The following is a 16,610-nucleotide window of genomic DNA, read 5'->3' as shown; positions in this document are numbered from 1 at the left end:
AGAGATTTTGTATGCGCGTTTGTGCAAGTTTAATACAGGATTTTAATCTGCTTCAGAAAATTTAGTGTTTTATTATGCGTGTTTTTGCATTGTGTTTATTTATATTCGCATAAATACGCTTTTGACCTACTGATATTGAAATGGAAACAACTACCGAAAAGGATTCCCCTTACCTGAATCTTGATGAAATGTCTATAACCGATATTTTAACTAATATTAATAACGAAGACAAAACTGTGCCGCTGGCTGTTGAAAAATGTATACCACAAATCAGTGCATTGGCAACCGCTGTGGCCGGAAAAATGCGTACTGGCGGTCGGTTGTTTTATATAGGTGCAGGTACCAGTGGCCGTTTGGGCGTTGTTGACGCATCAGAATGTCCGCCCACTTTCGGCGTGCCGTTTGATTGGGTGGTAGGCATAATTGCCGGTGGCGATGGTGCCATACGCAAAGCCGTAGAAAATGCTGAGGATGACGACCAGCAGGCCTGGCTCGATTTGCGGGCTTACAATATTACAGCTAAAGATGTGGTGGTAGGTTTGGCTGCCTCTGGCCGTACGCCATACGTGATAGGAGGTTTGCAGCAAGCCAATGCACATGGCCTGGTTACCGGCTGCATTGTTTGTAATGCAGGCAGCCCGGTTGCTGCCGAGGCCCAGTTCCCGGTTGAAGTAGTTACCGGACCGGAGTTTTTAACCGGATCTACCCGTATGAAAGCCGGTACCGGCCAAAAGCTGGCGCTTAATATGCTGACCACATCGGTGATGATAACCTTAGGCCGGGTAAAGGGTAATAAAATGGTGGATATGCAGTTAACTAATCATAAATTATATAACCGGGGCGTGAATATGATTATGCAGGAGTCGGGTTGTGATGAAGCTACCGCTACCAGGCTGCTCGATCAGTATGGCAGTGTGCGGCTTGCACTAAAGGCCTTATCCGAAAAAGAAAAGGAGACGGATAAATAGTATTACGGCGTTGATACACAAAAATTAATTGCAATTTATACGTAGCTTAAACCATAGCTCATTAATATAGTTGCTTTAACATGACGGCATATTCAAAATTGGCATATCGTTTTTTAATCAGCATTATTGGGGGACTGGGTTTGCTGTTTGCACTATCGGCAAAGGCGGCATTACCTGTGGCTGATAGTGCTGCCGCAAAGAAGGCTCTGCAAATCATCAATGATATTAAGCGCCAATATGCACCTGATAAAAGAACGGATATTGTAAATACAGATCTTACAGGTCTGAATCCGTTATCTTTTCACATTGAAACAACTACGCCACGGGTAATTATCGCTATCAGAAATGCCTTAGCTGGTGCGTCTGTGCAAGCAGTTATCAATGCAGATACCTTGCCTGCAAAAGCTTTAGGTAGTAAAATCTACGGTGTTGTTACCTTGTCCGTAGCCAATAACCGTATTACACCCGGCAACGCCGCCGAAATGGTTACCCAGATGATTTTGGGTACGCCGGTAACAATACTACAGCAGCAAAAAGGCTATTACCTGGTGCGCACGCCGGACAGGTACCTTTCCTGGGTTGACGAAAGTTCTGTCTCAGCGATGGATAAAGCCGAATTCGCATCCTGGCAAAAGGCTGATAAGGTTATCTATACTAAACAGTATGGTCATGCTTTTACGGAGCCATCTGATAAATCCTTGCCTGTTTCTGACCTGATAGCCGGCAACTTGCTGCAGGTAACAGGCAAGAAAAAAGGATACTTCCAAGTTGTATTTCCTGATAAGCGTGTAGCCTTCGTGCAAAAAAAAGACGTACAGGATTTTGCTAAGTGGCGTAAATCAATCAACCCAAAGGCTGATCCTATACTGGCAACTGCGCAAACCTTGATAGGCGTTCCTTACTTATGGGGCGGTACTTCAATTAAAGGAGTGGATTGCAGTGGCTTTACCAAAACAGCTTATTTTTTGAACGGTGTAATTCTGCCCCGTGATGCTTCGCAACAAGCATTGGTAGGTGATGAAGTGGATATTTATGAAGCCGATTCGGTAAGCAATGCCAAGTGTATGCAAAATCTGCAAGCTGGCGATTTGCTGTTCTTTTCGCCTGGTGCAGGGCAGGGTAAGCAGGCTAAAATTACGCATACGGCTATTTATATGGGTCACGGGCAATTTATCCAGGCAGCGGGGTTAGTAAAGGTGAGCAGCCTTGATCCAAAGGCGGCGAATTATGATGACTACCGTTGGCGCAGATTGGTAAAGGCCCGCCGGATGTTAACTGCCATAGGCCAACCCGGCGTAACAAAAGTAAGCGATCATCCATCCTATATATTGACAGCTCAATAAAATGAACAACAGAAGAAAATTTATGAAAACTTCGGCCCTGGCGGCAGGCTCTTTAGTGTTGCCCTGGGAGTCGGCGCTTTCTGCAATACAATCGCAAATGGCAGGTAAGGGCAGGCTGCAGTTGCGGTACCGGGCGTACACCTTGCAGCTTAAACATGCATTTACGCTGTCAACCAGCTCGCGCACCACAACACCTGTCGTGCTTACGGAGCTGGAATATAACGGGGTGATTGGTTATGGCGAAGCATCCATGCCGCCGTACCTGGGCGAGTCGCACGAGAGTGTGCTGAAGTTTTTAAGCAAGGTTGATCTGTCGCGTTTTGATGATCCGTTTCAGATGGAAAATATTCTGGCTTATGTTGACGGGATCGAGGAGGCTAATAAAGCGGCAAAGGCATCGGTAGATATAGCCCTGCACGATTTGGTGGGTAAGCTAATTAAGCAACCCTGGTACAAGATATGGGGCTTTGATCCGGCAAAAACGCCTAACACATCGTTCACCATCGGTATTGACACGCCCGAAGTTATCCGGCAAAAAGTACGCGAAGCTGACCCTTACCGCATGCTTAAGGTAAAGCTGGGACGAGATACGGATAAGCTGCTGATTAATAATATTCGCGAAATAACCGATAAGCCGATTTGTGTAGATGTAAACCAGGGATGGACCGATAAGCAAATGGCGCTGGATATGGCGCACTGGCTAAAAGAAAAAGGTATTGTGTTTATTGAGCAACCGATGCCCAAAGAAAAGCTGGATGATAATGCCTGGCTTACCCAGCACAGCCCGTTGCCTACTATGGGCGATGAGGCGGTGCAACGTTTGGATGATGTGTTGAAGGCTTATCAGGTATATAGCGGCATTAATATTAAGCTCATGAAATCAACCGGTATGCGTGAGGCGCACAAAATGCTTGTGCTGGCTCGATCCTTAAAAATGAAAGTGATGATAGGTTGCATGACCGAAACATCCTGCGCCGTTACGGCAGCGGCACACCTTGCGCCCATGGCCGATTGGGCCGATCTGGACGGCGCTTTGCTGATCAGTAATGATGTATACAAGGGCATGCAGGTTGTTAACGGTAAAGTTACTTTGACTGATCGTCCGGGTATCGGCATCCAAAAAATATAATCCTAATTTTGCGGGATTGGTGAACGTATAAGCGATGAAACTAAACGAAACAGATTTTCAGCAGTTATTAAAATATTTTTCGGGTGATCTCTATTATAACAACTCCATAGCGCATCAGGCCGTACTTAAAGTATATGCTACGGATGCTTCAGTGTATCAGGAACAACCCTTGGCGGTAGCTATGCCCCGCAATACAGAAGATATTAAACAACTGATTCTGTTTGCCAACACGCATCACTTAACGCTTATACCACGTGCTGCCGGTACATCGCTGGCCGGGCAGGTAGTGGGTAATGGATTGGTGGTGGATATATCCCGCCACATGACCGCTATACTTGAAGTGAACGAAAAAGAGAAGTGGGTGCGTGTACAACCCGGTGTAATTCGCGATGATCTGAATGCGTTTTTGAAATCCTACGGCCTGATGTTTGGTCCCGAAACGTCTACTTCCAGCCGGGCTATGATTGGGGGGATGATCGGCAACAACTCCTGCGGGTTGCACTCTATGATATGGGGAGCTACCCGCGATAATATTAGTGAGGTAACCGCACTCCTGTCTGACGCTAGTGAAGTGTTATTTGGTGAGATGGATATGAAAACTGTGCAAAACAAGTGCAGTAGTAATGGTTTTGAAGGTAAAATATACAAGCAGCTGCTTGATGTAGTGCAGCAGCAGGATAACCAACAGGCTATAGCCGAAAACTTTCCTAAAAAAGAAGTAGCCCGCCGTAATAGCGGTTATGCGCTTGATAGGATGATACGTATGCTTGAGGCTGAACGACTCAACTTAAGTGAATTTATAGCCGGTTCGGAAGGTACGCTGTGTTTTGTAACGGAGGCCAAACTGAAGCTGATTGACTTGCCGCCAAAGGAGGTGGGTATGGTTGCCATACACTGCAGTAGTTTGCAGGAGTCTTTACGTGCCAACCTGATCGCTGTAAGATCGGGCTGTGCAGCTTCCGAATTGGTAGATCATGTTATACTGGAACAGGCCATCAATAATCCCGGCCAAACCGTGAACCGCTTCTTTTTAGTGGGTAAGCCTGAGGCTATCTTAATGGTTGAATTTTTTGATGCCACTCCGGAGGGGCTGATGGAAAAGTGCAACGCGCTGATAGGGGCCTTGCAGGCAGCTGGATTAGGATATGCTTACCCGATACTTACCGGCGATGAAACCAAGAAAGCCTGGGATATACGTAAGGCAGGTTTGGGCTTGCTTCGGAATTTAAAAGGAGATACGCAGCCCGTTAATCTGATTGAGGATTGCGCTGTTGCGGTTGACGACTTGCCGGCCTACATCAGCGATTTGGAGCATCTGCTTAAAAGTATGGATATACCATATTCGGTGTATGCGCATGCGGGTGATGGTGAGCTGCATGTTGAGCCCATGGTTAATTTAAAAGACCCGGCCGGGCGGCAACTGTTCAAAAAGGTGCTGGAGGAAACTGCCGGGCTGGTAAAAAAATATAAAGGTTCGCTCTCGGGCGAGCACGGGGATGGTCGGCTGCGTGGCGAATATATCAGTTACGTAATGGGCGATAAGGTGTACGAGTTATTCAAGCAGGTAAAAAATATATTTGATCCTGCCGGAATATTCAATCAGGGTAAAATTACCAATACGCCATCCATGCTGGCCAATTTGCGATACGAAGGGGAGGCTGTAAAGCAACGGCCCGATACGCTTTTCGATTTTACCGATGATGAAGGCATGTTACGGCTTACCGAGAAATGCAGCGGATCGGGTGATTGTCGCAAAACACAGGTAACCGGCGGTACTATGTGCCCGAGCTATATGGCTACGCGCAACGAAAAGGACACCACCCGTGCACGGGCCAATATACTCAGGCAGTACCTTAATCAGGCGCCTGCAAAGCTGGGCCGTGGTAAGGAAGCGGAAGAAGTAAAAGAAGTGCTCGATCTGTGCATTTCCTGCAAGGGGTGTAAAATTGAGTGTCCGTCGTCGGTTGATATGACCAAGCTGAAGGCGGAATTTATGTATCATTACCAGAAAGAGCATGGCGTATCTGCCCGCTCCAAATTGATCGGCCATTTCAGCAAAAACATGAAACTGGCCTCCTTAGCACCGTTTGCCTACAATCTGGCTGTTAAAACGCCATTGATTCGTAAAGCAATTAATGGCTTCTCTGGCTTCCATCCGCAAAGAAGCTTGCCGACGCTGGCTAAGCAAACCCTCAAAAGCTGGTATAAATCCAGAAAAAGAAGTGGAACACAAGCATCGCAAAAACTGGTTTACCTTTTCTGTGATGAGTTTACTAATTATAACGATGCCGAGATTGGAAAAAAGGTAATCCTGCTGCTGGAGCATCTCGGTTATCAGGTAGTAATACCCGATCATACAGACAGTGGCCGGTCTTTCCTTTCCAAAGGTATGCTCGACGAGGCAAAGCAATGTGCAGAGCAGAATATTAATGCCCTTCATGACAAGATCAATCAAAATGTACCGCTTATTGGTATCGAGCCTTCCGCTATCCTCTCTTTCCGCGATGAGTATATCAGTTTAGTTAGTCCGGCGCTGCAAAGCGAAGCTAAAGAGCTGAGTAAACATGTCTATCTTTTTGAAGAATGGCTGTACCGTGAAATGCAGAGTGGCCATATATCGCCCGATAGTTTTACAGGTGATACCAAGCGCATTATACTGCATGGGCATTGCCATCAAAAGGCGCTCTCTTCCATGATGGCTGCACAGGCAATTCTGGCCCTGCCGCAGCATTATCAGGTAGAGGTAATTCCATCCGGTTGTTGCGGTATGGCAGGCTCCTTTGGTTATGAAAAGGAACATTATGATGTTTCTATGCAGATAGGTAACCTGGTGTTGTTCCCGGCCGTTAACAAAGAACCGGAATCAACCATCGTAGCCGCCGCAGGCACAAGTTGCCGGCACCAGATCAAAGACGGCACAAACAGGATAGCGCAACATCCTGCAGAAATCTTATATGCTGCGCTAAAAAGGAACGATAAATAATAGTCTGCTCGGATGATTAATGCCGGGCCGTTCGCGCTTGCGCTACAAATTGAATTGCTTAATAATCAAAAGTCGTCAGTATATTAACCTGGCGGCTTTTTTTATTCGTTTTGTTTAAGTCTGAATTTTGTGGCAGGTAATATGGTGTAGTTAAGCTCAAGCGGAATTTCCTTTCATTGATTATGTAACATTTGCGTGTTTTTGCAAAAATGTGTTTAAAAAGAGCAAAAATCTATTGCTTTTTAACTTGCGGTTTATATATATTTGGGAAGTAAGGTATTCTTGTTTGCGTTTTTGTGCGTTTCTAAACTTACATAACCTTTAGCCCGGAATTTATTAACAGCAATTAAAACAGTAGTCGGATATGCGTTTTCAGGCCCTATGGTTGCTTTTGTCGCTATGTGCAAGTACGTCGTTTGCGCAAACTGATTCACTCAGCTTTGAAAAAGTAGAGTGGGAAAGTAAACGGCTGGCTTCCGGTATGCATCTTAGGCAAGCATGGTTCCGTCACAAATCGCTTTTCGGGGCAAACCAATTTATTGCTGTTATTGATATTAAACCCCGTTCAAAAAACCATTTCACCATCGCGTATGAGCCAAAAGTAAAGCGGCGTACCAGCGAATTTGGGCAACAAGCTAAAGCGGTTGCAGCTATCAACGGAACCTTTTTCGATGTTAAAAACGGAGGATCGGTTGATTATCTGCGGGCAAATGGCCAGGTTATCAACCTAAACCGTCCTGAAAAAGGTGGCACCCGGGCAAGGCATCAGCAAGCCGCTGTTGTAATGAAGGGCAACCAACTAAGCATTGCCAAATGGGACGGCACAGCCGATTGGGAAACACGGCTTGATGGCCAGGATGTGATGTTGACCGGCCCGCTGCTGCTTGATCAGCATCATGTAGCGGCACTTGATTCCGGCGTTTTCAACACCGCCCGGCACCCTCGTTCGGTGATTGGCATTACCAATAAGCACCATGTGCTGTTTATCACCGTAGACGGCCGGGATGCAAACGCCGCCGGCATGAGCCTGTTTGAGCTGCGCAAAGTAATGCAATGGCTGCATTGTACAGATGCCATCAATCTGGATGGTGGGGGATCAACCACCTTATGGGATAAAAAGCATGGTGTAGTAAACTACCCGTCAGATAATAAAAAGTGGGATCACGAAGGTCAGCGTAAAGTGGCCAATGTAATATTGATAAAACGGAACTGACTATGAGAAAAGTCTACCTGAAACCCTCACGCTTTATAGGAACACTCCTCGTTATTGGATTGGTAATACATTTTACGGTATCCGTTGCCGCAAAAAAGCCAATTATTCCCGGTGCCGATCAAACAGAAAAGTATCTGCCTTATTTGCAGGGTAAGCGCATTGGTATGGTGGTAAATCCATCCTCGCGAATTGGTAGCAAGGCCAGTGTGGATAGCTTAGTTGCTTTAGGCATTCATATCGTTAAGGTGTTCGGCCCTGAGCATGGTTTTCGCGGTGATGCCAGTAACGGCGCACATGTGGATGATAGTGTAGATCCCAAAACCGGCATTTCTGTTATTTCCCTATATGGCAAAACGGCTAAACCCAGTGCCGAAAGCCTAGCAGATGTAGACCTGATGGTGTATGATCTGCAGGATGTAGGCGCACGCTATTATACCTACCTGGCCACCCTGCACCGCGTTATGGAGGCTTGCGCCGAATATAACAAAGAACTGCTGATACTGGACAGGCCCAACCCCAACGGCTATATGGTTGATGGCCCAGTGCTGGATATGAAACTGAAATCGGGCATTGGCTTTCACCCGGTTCCTATAGCACATGGCATGACGGTAGGTGAGTACGCACAGATGATCAACGGGCAAAAATGGATGGCCAACGGCGTGCAATGTCGCATCAAAATTATACCAGTGGGTAATTATAAACATAGCATGGCTTATACACTTCCGGTGCACCCATCGCCAAACCTGAATACGCAGCAATCTATTCTGTTGTACCCGTCTTTGTGCTTGTTTGAGGGAACCATCATTAGTCAGGGTAGGGGAACATACTATCCATTTTGTGTACTGGGTAATCCCGATTTGAAAGGCCGGTATGCATTCTCTTTTACACCAGTGAGTATTCCGGGCATGAGCGAAACGCCGCTGTTCCAGAACCAGGCCTGCTATGGGCTTGATCTGAGAAATTATAACCTGCGAAAGCTCATTAAGCAAAAGCGGATTAACCTGAGCTGGCTTATTGAAATGTATAAAGCTTATCCATATAAAGATCGCTTTTTTGATTACAAGCAAAGTAAACAGATGGGCAACTTCGATAAGCTGGCCGGTACTACAGCATTAAAGGAACAGATAATAGCCGGCAAAACAGAAAAAGAAATTCGCGAAAGCTGGGAGCCCGCACTTTCAGAATTTAAAAGAATGAGGCAGCAATACCTGATTTACCCCGACTAATAAACACTAAACGCAATAAACCAACCATGTTCACTAAACAAGCTATTAACGTTAACTTATGAAGAAAAAATTACTTAACCTCTTTCTGGTACTGTTCTTTTTGTCTGTGCAGGCTATGGCACAGCATAAAACAATTACCGGAAAAGTCATCTCTTCTGATGACGGCAATCCGCTACCGGGTGTTTCGGTAAGGCTTAAGGGTACACCCCAGGGTACCGCTACTGATATTAACGGTAAGTACAGCATCAGGGCCAACGCCGGGCAGGTGCTGGTATTCAGTTTTACCGGTTCCGCTACGCAGGAAATTACTGTAGGCACATCAGATGTGATAGATGTAAAGCTGGGTGCCGATGCCAAATCATTGAACGAGGTGGTTGTGGTAGGTTATGGTACGCAAAAGCGGGCCAACCTAACCGGATCTGTTTCTACAGTTGATACCAAGCTGTTAGAAGCAAGGCCAATTACCGATGTAGCCCGGGGCCTACAAGGTGCAGTACCTGGTTTAACCATTACCACTTCAACCGGCGATATTGGTACCAACCCTAAAATCAGGCTGCGCGGTTTGCAAGGCTCTATTAATACCGGGGCGGGCGGCGCTTCGCCGCTTATTTTGGTAGATAACGTGGAAATACCAAGCTTGCAGATGATCAATCCAGAGGATATTGAATCCATCTCGGTATTAAAGGATGCGGCCTCAACGTCTATTTACGGTACACGGGCAGCATTCGGTGTGGTGCTGATTACTACTAAAACAGGTAAGCGCAACTCGCCAACTAAAGTTACTTACTCCAATAACTTTGCTTGGTCAAGTCCAATCAACAATCCCAAATTAGCATCAGGGGCTGATAATGCACAGGCATCTTTACTGGCCTTGCAGCGTTTTAGTCCCAATACCACCAGTTACAATGTAATTGGTTATTCTATCGATCAGGCTTCTATTGATAAGATGCGCCAGTGGGATGCACAATATGGCGGCCAGGATTTGGGCCAGGACATGGTTGAGGGTCGCGATTTTGAATTTGTTGGCGGTAAATTATATTTCTACCGCTCATGGGATCCGGCCAAGCTGTACCTGCGCGACTGGACACCGCAGCAAACCCACAACATCAGCGTAAGCGGTGGCAGCGAAAAAACGAATTATAACCTGGGCTTAGGCTACCTGAACCAAATGGGTGTGCTAAAAGTAAACCCCGACGAGTTTGACCGTTACAGTTTAAATCTGGGTATCAATACAGCGGCTACCAGTTGGCTGGATGTAAGGGGCAAGGTGTTGTTTTCTAACACCAAAAGTAAAAGTCCGTTCACGTTTTCGGGCAGCCAGTACGGGCCCTACTATTACCTGTACCGCTGGCCGTCCAATTATCCTTATGGAACCTATTTGGGTAAGCCTTTCCGCGGCGCGGTAACCGAGGTGCAGCAGGCTAAAATGGATGATGACAAAAACCAGTTGGCGCGTATATCGGTAGGCGGAACCCTGAAATTAGCTAAAGGCCTTACCTTCGATGCCGATTACACTTATACCTCAACCAATGAGCACTTGCACCAAACTGGTGGGAACACCCTGGCTTACGATTTCTGGTCGTTAGGTACTTCGGCGTCAACCGCCGATAAACTGAACTACCGCCCGTACCAAAGTGCCAGTTACGATAAAGTAAGATATTACTCTTACTGGAACGAGATCAACACCGGCAAGGCATTCTTTACCTATAATAAAAGCATTGGCGACCACGCCCTGAAATTTATTTTGGGTGGTGATATTGAACTGAACCGGGCCAACAGCCAGTCGTCTGAACGCCGCGGATTGCTTGACCCGAATTATGGCGAAATACCCTTGGCAACCGGCGACCAGTTTGTAACCGGTAGTGCAACGCAGTTTTCTACATTAGGTTACTTTGGCCGTATCAACTATGCTTACCAGGATAAATACCTGTTGGAGCTTAACGGTCGCCGTGATGGTTCATCGCGGTTCCCGGTTAGGCAGCTTTATGGCTTTTTTCCTTCTGGTTCGGCCGGTTACGTGATCAGTCGTGAAAAGTTTATGGACTGGAGCAAAAACTGGTTATCGTTCCTGAAAATCAGAGCATCTTATGGTTCTGTTGGTAACCAGGCTGTTGGCAATGGGCGTTTTCTGCCTCTAATGTCCTCTTACAGTACGGGCTGGATATTACCTACTGGCAATGCGGTATCGCTTACTGCGCCACTGCCATTATCGCCCATCCTGACCTGGGAAACGGTTAAGACTGCCGACCTGGGTTTGGATGTAAGGGTATTGCATGATGAACTGGGCTTCACGTTTGTTTTTTTTAACCGGGTAACCAGTAACATGATTACCAGTGGGGTTACATTGCCGTCAACGTTTGGCGCTTCTTCTCCGGTTCGGAATTATGGAGAGCTAACCGGCAAAGGCTGGGAATTGGCTGTAGATTATAACCATACTTTCGCGAATAAATTACATATCAATATTACCGGTACTTTGTCTGATGCAATAGAGCGTATTTCAAAATATCAAAATGTAAATCGTCAGCTTCCGGCTACAATTTCAGGGCTTAACAGTAACTACTATGAAGGTATGCGCCTTGGAGAAATTTGGGGTTTTGAAACCGACCGGTTATTTACTGAAAGTGATTTTACAGGCAGGGATGCGGCCGGGCACTACGTGTATGCACCAGGCGTAGCCTCTCAAACCAGATTAGAAAGCGGGTCGTTTTATTATGGCCCCGGCGATGTTAAATACAAAGACCTGAACGGCGATGGTACCATCTACTTTGGCTCAAATACAGTTGATGATCCGGGAGATAAAAAAATCATAGGTAATTCAACACCGCGCTACCAGTATGGCTTACGCTTAGGTGCCGATTGGAAAGGCGTAGATTTTAATGTGTACTTTCAAGGAGTAGGTAGCCGGCAATTGTGGGCAAATGGTTCCGTAGTGTTTCCTGGCTTCCGTGCGGCAGAAGGTTGGTTTGATAATCAGATGGACTACTGGACACCGCAAAACCCGAACGCCTTTTATCCAAGGCCTACCGATTACGGCGCTGCAATTGATAAATGGGACTATCAGCCGCAAACCCGCTATCTGCTCAATATGGCTTACCTGCGTTTAAAAAACCTGAGTGTGGGTTATACCTTGCCAAAACGCTGGTTGCAGCGTGTGAAAATCCAAAACACCCGTATATTTTTCAGTGGCGAAAATCTCCTGACGTTTGATCATTTGGGTAACATTCCGATCGACCCGGAAATTGATTTTTCACAAACGCAGATTGATAATGACCGGGCTGGCTTTGGCCGGGTATATCCATACCGAAAAACGTATTCTTTCGGATTACAAGTAACATTTTAACCATTTACAGAAATGAAGACCTTTAAATATATCGTATTAGGATTGGTTCTGTTGGGCTTTGGCTGTAAAAAACAGGATGAGTTTTTAACCAAATACCCGCTCGATCAACTCACGGACGATACCTACTGGACCAGCGAAAACAACGTACGCACTTTTGCCTATGGGTTTTACCCCAACTATTTTCCGGGTTATGCATCGGGCTTTGATTTAACTTGGGGCGGCTATTTTTCGGGCGAAAGCTTGAATGATGATTTTGCGCCTACAACGCCAACTACATTTGTCAGAAACGTTCCGGCAAGTGCAAGCGGTACGTCGCCTTCCAGCTGGTATTTTAATAATGTGCGCCGGGCTAACTTATTTATTAACCGTATTCAAAGAGTACCGATGTCGGCTGAGGCAATCAGCCATTGGACAGGCATTGCCCGTTTCTTCAGGGGGATGGAATATGCTGCTAAAGTAAAGAGCTATGGTGATTTGCCCTGGTATGGTCGTGTACTCAATGAAACCGACGAGGCGGAACTGTATCAGACACGCCAGCCACGTACTGCCGTAATGGACAGTGTACTGGCTGATTTTAAATATGCGGCTGCCAACGTGCGGGCTGTGGATGCCGGCGTTTCAAACGCTAATAAATTAACCGTCACTAAAATGGTGGTGCTGGCGTTCATGTCGCGCGTGTTTTTGTATGAAGGTACATGGCAAAAATATCAGGCTAATAATACGGCTAAAGCAACGGAATATCTTGAAGCAGCCAAATGGGCGGCCAACGAGGTAATGACCAATGGTGGTTACCAGGTTACTGCGAACTACCGGCAACTGTTCAATTCACTTGATCTGGGTACTAACCCGGAAATTATTATGTACCGCAAGTATCAGCAAGGCTTACTTACGCACAGCTTGCATAACTATGTAAATAAAGAGCCGCAAACCGGCGCTTCAAAAAATGCAGTTGAATCTTACCTGTGCAGCGATGGTTTGCCTATAAGTGTTTCGCCTCTTTACCAGGGCGATAAAGGTATCAATAACGTGATGGCCAACCGCGATCCGCGCATCAGCGAAACCTTTGCCAAAGAATTAAGGTTAAATGGTGTAGTATCTAATTTTTCGACTTCCGGCTATGCCTGTATCAAGTTTTTCAACGATGCATTAAAAGATCAAACTAACGGAAACAGCAACCTGAACGATACCCAGGCACCTGTAATACGTTATGGCGAGGTATTGATGAACTATGTGGAAGCTGTGGCCGAACTGGGTACACTTACGCAGGCTGATCTGGACTTGACTATAAACAAACTTCGCCAGCGTGGTGGTTATACCGTTAAGTTACCAGCATTGCAGGTGATGGGCAACCAGCCGGCCGTTAACGGCGTTGCTTATGATGATCCGAAAAGAGATCCAAGTGTGTCGCCTATTCTATGGGAAATTCGCCGCGAGCGCCGGGTGGAACTGATGATGGAAGGTTTCAGGAATGATGACCTGAAACGCTGGAAAAAATACCCTTACCTGGACACCCGCGCCAACCCGGACATTAACCTGGGCGCGTGGATCAACAAGGCCGATTATGCGAAAACCCTTTCGGTAACTATCCAAAACAATACAACTGAAGGGTATATTGTGCCTGCTCCTAAAGCCGAGACACAGCGCATTTTTGATAACCCTAAGGTATACCTCAACCCCATACCGCTGGATCAGATCAAGCTTTATCAGGATCATGGTGTAACGCTCACGCAAAACCCAGGCTGGTAAAATTTATATCCCGGTGAAATCCCCTTCTTTGCTCAGGCAGGAAGGGGTTTCTTTTGATAGGAACTCAAAGCATATATCATTAATCTATAATATGTATAAAAGATACCTTCTGTTTTTGCTGGCCATGCTGGTGAATATAAGGCTTGTTAATGCACAGTCGTTTAAATTTGCTTTCGTTTCCGATACCCATATTGGCAACCCAACTGCTGCTGATGATCTGCGCAGAACGGTAAAAGATATTAATGGGAACGATGACATCAAGTTTGTTGTCATCACCGGTGATATTACTGAGTTTGGAGCTGATGAAGAGCTTAAGCTGGCTAAACAAATTCTCGACAGCCTGAACAAAAAGTGGTATATTATACCGGGAAATCACGATGCCAACTGGTCTGAAAGTGGCAGTAATACCTTTCGTAAAGTATTCGGTGCCGAAACTTTCGCTTTTAATCATGGGGGTTACCTGTTTGCAGGCGTAAGTTCGGGCCCTAACATGCGGATGGGGCCAGGTCAGGTGCCACGCGAGCATGTGGTTTGGCTCGATTCTGTATTGAAACGCACGCCGGCCAATACGCCCGTTGTTTATTTGAACCATTATCCGCAGGATTCTGCTCAAAACAACTGGTACAATATAATGGATGCTCTGAAAAAGAAAAACGTACAGTTGGTGTTATGCGGGCATGGGCATGCCAATCATCAATACAATTTTGAAGGGATACCTGGCGTTATGGGGCGCTCAAACCTGCGGGCTAAAGACAGCGTAGGTGGCTACAATATAGTGACCTTAGCCAACGGTAAAGCCTTTTTTGAGGAAAGAAACCCTGTGCTAGCAATAAACCATCAATGGACCGGTGTTAATCTTTACAACCACCATTTTGATAAAGATACTGTTCATTATCTACGACCATCTTACGCGCTCAACGAAAAGCTTACCGGCGCTAAGGTAATGTGGACCTATCAGGATCAAAGCGATATCGGGTCGGGTATGGCCGTCGCTGGCGATAAGCTCATTTTGACGGATACCAAAGGATACATCTACGCTTTAAGTAAGCAGACAGGTAAGCGGGTATGGGCATATGCTACCGGCGGAAAGATCTATTCAACTCCAGCAGTAAGCGGCAACTATGTGGTCGCCGGCTCATCTGATAATTACATTTATTGCTTATTAGCCAGCAGTGGTAAGCTGGTGTGGAGGCATGCGGCTGCAAAAGCGGTAGTCGCCTCCCCGGTAATTAAGGATAATGCAGTTTATATAGGTGCGTCCGATGGGCATTTTCGTGCCATCAATTTAGTAAGCGGCCGTTTACTATGGGATTTTAACCAAGTAAGCGGCTTTGTAGTAACCAAGCCTTTAATTTATAACGGACTAATATATTTCGGTTGCTGGAAAAACGACTTCTATGCCCTGGACATTAAAACCGGAAAGTTGGTTTGGAAATGGAATAATGGATCAAGTAATCGCATGTTCTCACCTGCTGCCTGTTATCCTGTAGCTGCTTACGGCCGGGTATTCATCGTGGCACCCGACAGATACATGACTGCTTTCGAAGCATCTACCGGTAAAGTGTTATGGCGACAGCAAGTGCCCAAAATCAGAGTGCGCGAATCAATGGGAATTTCAGCGGACAGTGCTATTGTGTATGTGAAGACAATGGATGGGCAGGTGCTTGGCGTAGACACTCGAGCCGATAGCATGCAAATAAGCTGGAAATCAACATTACAGTTGCCTTATGAAATCTGTCCTTCTGCAATTGTTGAAAATGCCGGCATGATATACATCCCAACCAATTCAGGAATTATTTATGCGGTTCATCGAAACACCGGAGCGTGCAGATGGAAGTATAAACAATCAAATTGCCTGGTAAATCCGGTTACGGCAACGGGAAAGGATGTTTTTGTAAGCACAATGAATGGCAAAGTGGCATACATAAAGGAAGGAAAGTAGCAGGTACAATCAGTCTTTAACCTGCCCATATTAAAATAGTTTTAAAAAGGTATAAATAAATTTGGCAGAGTGGTGGAAGATGTGCTATCTTTGTTGCCCTGCAAACGAGCAGGGAATGTTATTTGAACAGTCAGCAAAGTGTAGCAAAGTCTTGAAAAAGGTGGGTGAGAAAGAAGTTAAAGATCGCTGTTTTTTATTTGAAAAAAGGTCTTGACATGAGTTCTAAAAAGTGTTACCTTTGCAGTCGCAAATCGAAAGAGTAGCGAAGTTCATTGAAAGATAGGTAAAGGATGGGTGAGAGGAAGAGCGGAGCGCGGTGAAAGCTGTAGTGAAGTTCAGAAACAAACCGGGAAGCTGAAAAAAAACTTGAAAATAGTTTTTGGAAATGTAAAAAAGCTTCTTACCTTTGCACTCCCAACCGAAAGGAAGGGCGCTGAAGACGAAAGTTTGAGGCGAAGATAACAAGAAAAGTCATTCACTGCAATAGTGAACGGATATAAAAAGCGGAACCGTGAGGGGAAGCGAAAAAGTTCTTTTAAGAAATAATCATGTAGCGTAGCGGGAGACAACCGATCTTGGTTGTTCTCAGTCAAAAAAAAACCACAATAAGTTACGGAATACTGTATAAAGATATATTAATACAGATTTCTATTTTGAGTAATAGGGTCTGGATACAAACAAAACATTTTACAATGGAGAGTTTGATCCTGGCTCAGGATG

General features: G+C 45.8%; 9 protein-coding genes. All 9 read left to right on the top strand.

Features of this window, described 5'->3' with window-relative positions; translation table 11 throughout:
* The first annotated feature begins 140 nt into the window (after positions 1-140).
* The 9 genes from murQ to KHS38_RS21490 all read left to right on the top strand — a co-directional run bounded on the left by murQ (position 141) and on the right by KHS38_RS21490 (position 15,890).
* Positions 141-968, top strand: a complete 828-nt coding sequence (gene murQ, locus KHS38_RS21530; RefSeq protein ID WP_213490883.1) for an N-acetylmuramic acid 6-phosphate etherase — start codon at positions 141-143, stop codon at positions 966-968.
* 80 nt (positions 969-1,048) lie between these two features.
* Complete coding sequence (locus KHS38_RS21525; protein WP_213490881.1) at positions 1,049-2,311, top strand: C40 family peptidase; 1,263 nt, start codon at positions 1,049-1,051, stop codon at positions 2,309-2,311.
* A 22-nt stretch (positions 2,312-2,333) separates the two neighbouring features.
* A complete protein-coding gene (locus tag KHS38_RS21520) occupies positions 2,334-3,440 on the top strand; it encodes a dipeptide epimerase (RefSeq protein ID WP_249665519.1) in 1,107 nt (368 codons plus the stop codon).
* Positions 3,441-3,474: 34 nt separating this feature from the next.
* Positions 3,475-6,423, top strand: coding sequence for an FAD-binding and (Fe-S)-binding domain-containing protein (locus tag KHS38_RS21515; protein WP_213490877.1), 2,949 nt, complete (start codon positions 3,475-3,477; stop codon positions 6,421-6,423).
* A gap of 364 nt (positions 6,424-6,787) precedes the next feature.
* Entirely contained in the window at positions 6,788-7,636 is an 849-nt protein-coding gene (locus KHS38_RS21510) for a phosphodiester glycosidase family protein (RefSeq protein ID WP_213490876.1), read from the top strand.
* Between the two features lie 2 nt (positions 7,637-7,638).
* The gene (locus KHS38_RS21505; RefSeq protein WP_213490874.1) at positions 7,639-8,862 is read left to right on the top strand and encodes an exo-beta-N-acetylmuramidase NamZ family protein; all 1,224 of its coding nucleotides are present in this window, start codon (positions 7,639-7,641) and stop codon (positions 8,860-8,862) included.
* 58 nt (positions 8,863-8,920) lie between these two features.
* Entirely contained in the window at positions 8,921-12,202 is a 3,282-nt protein-coding gene (locus KHS38_RS21500; RefSeq protein ID WP_213490872.1) for a SusC/RagA family TonB-linked outer membrane protein, read from the top strand.
* Positions 12,203-12,214: 12 nt separating this feature from the next.
* A complete protein-coding gene (locus KHS38_RS21495; protein ID WP_213490870.1) occupies positions 12,215-13,948 on the top strand; it encodes a RagB/SusD family nutrient uptake outer membrane protein in 1,734 nt (577 codons plus the stop codon).
* A gap of 91 nt (positions 13,949-14,039) precedes the next feature.
* Positions 14,040-15,890 (top strand): outer membrane protein assembly factor BamB family protein, encoded by a 1,851-nt coding sequence (locus KHS38_RS21490; RefSeq protein WP_213490868.1) that lies wholly within the window; start codon positions 14,040-14,042, stop codon positions 15,888-15,890.
* Positions 15,891-16,610 lie beyond the last annotated feature (720 nt).

The organism is Mucilaginibacter sp. Bleaf8, from assembly GCF_018390515.1.
Lineage (GTDB): Bacteria > Bacteroidota > Bacteroidia > Sphingobacteriales > Sphingobacteriaceae > Mucilaginibacter.
Note: the sequence above shows the minus strand (reverse complement) of the source record. Positions and strands in the feature narration are given on the sequence as shown.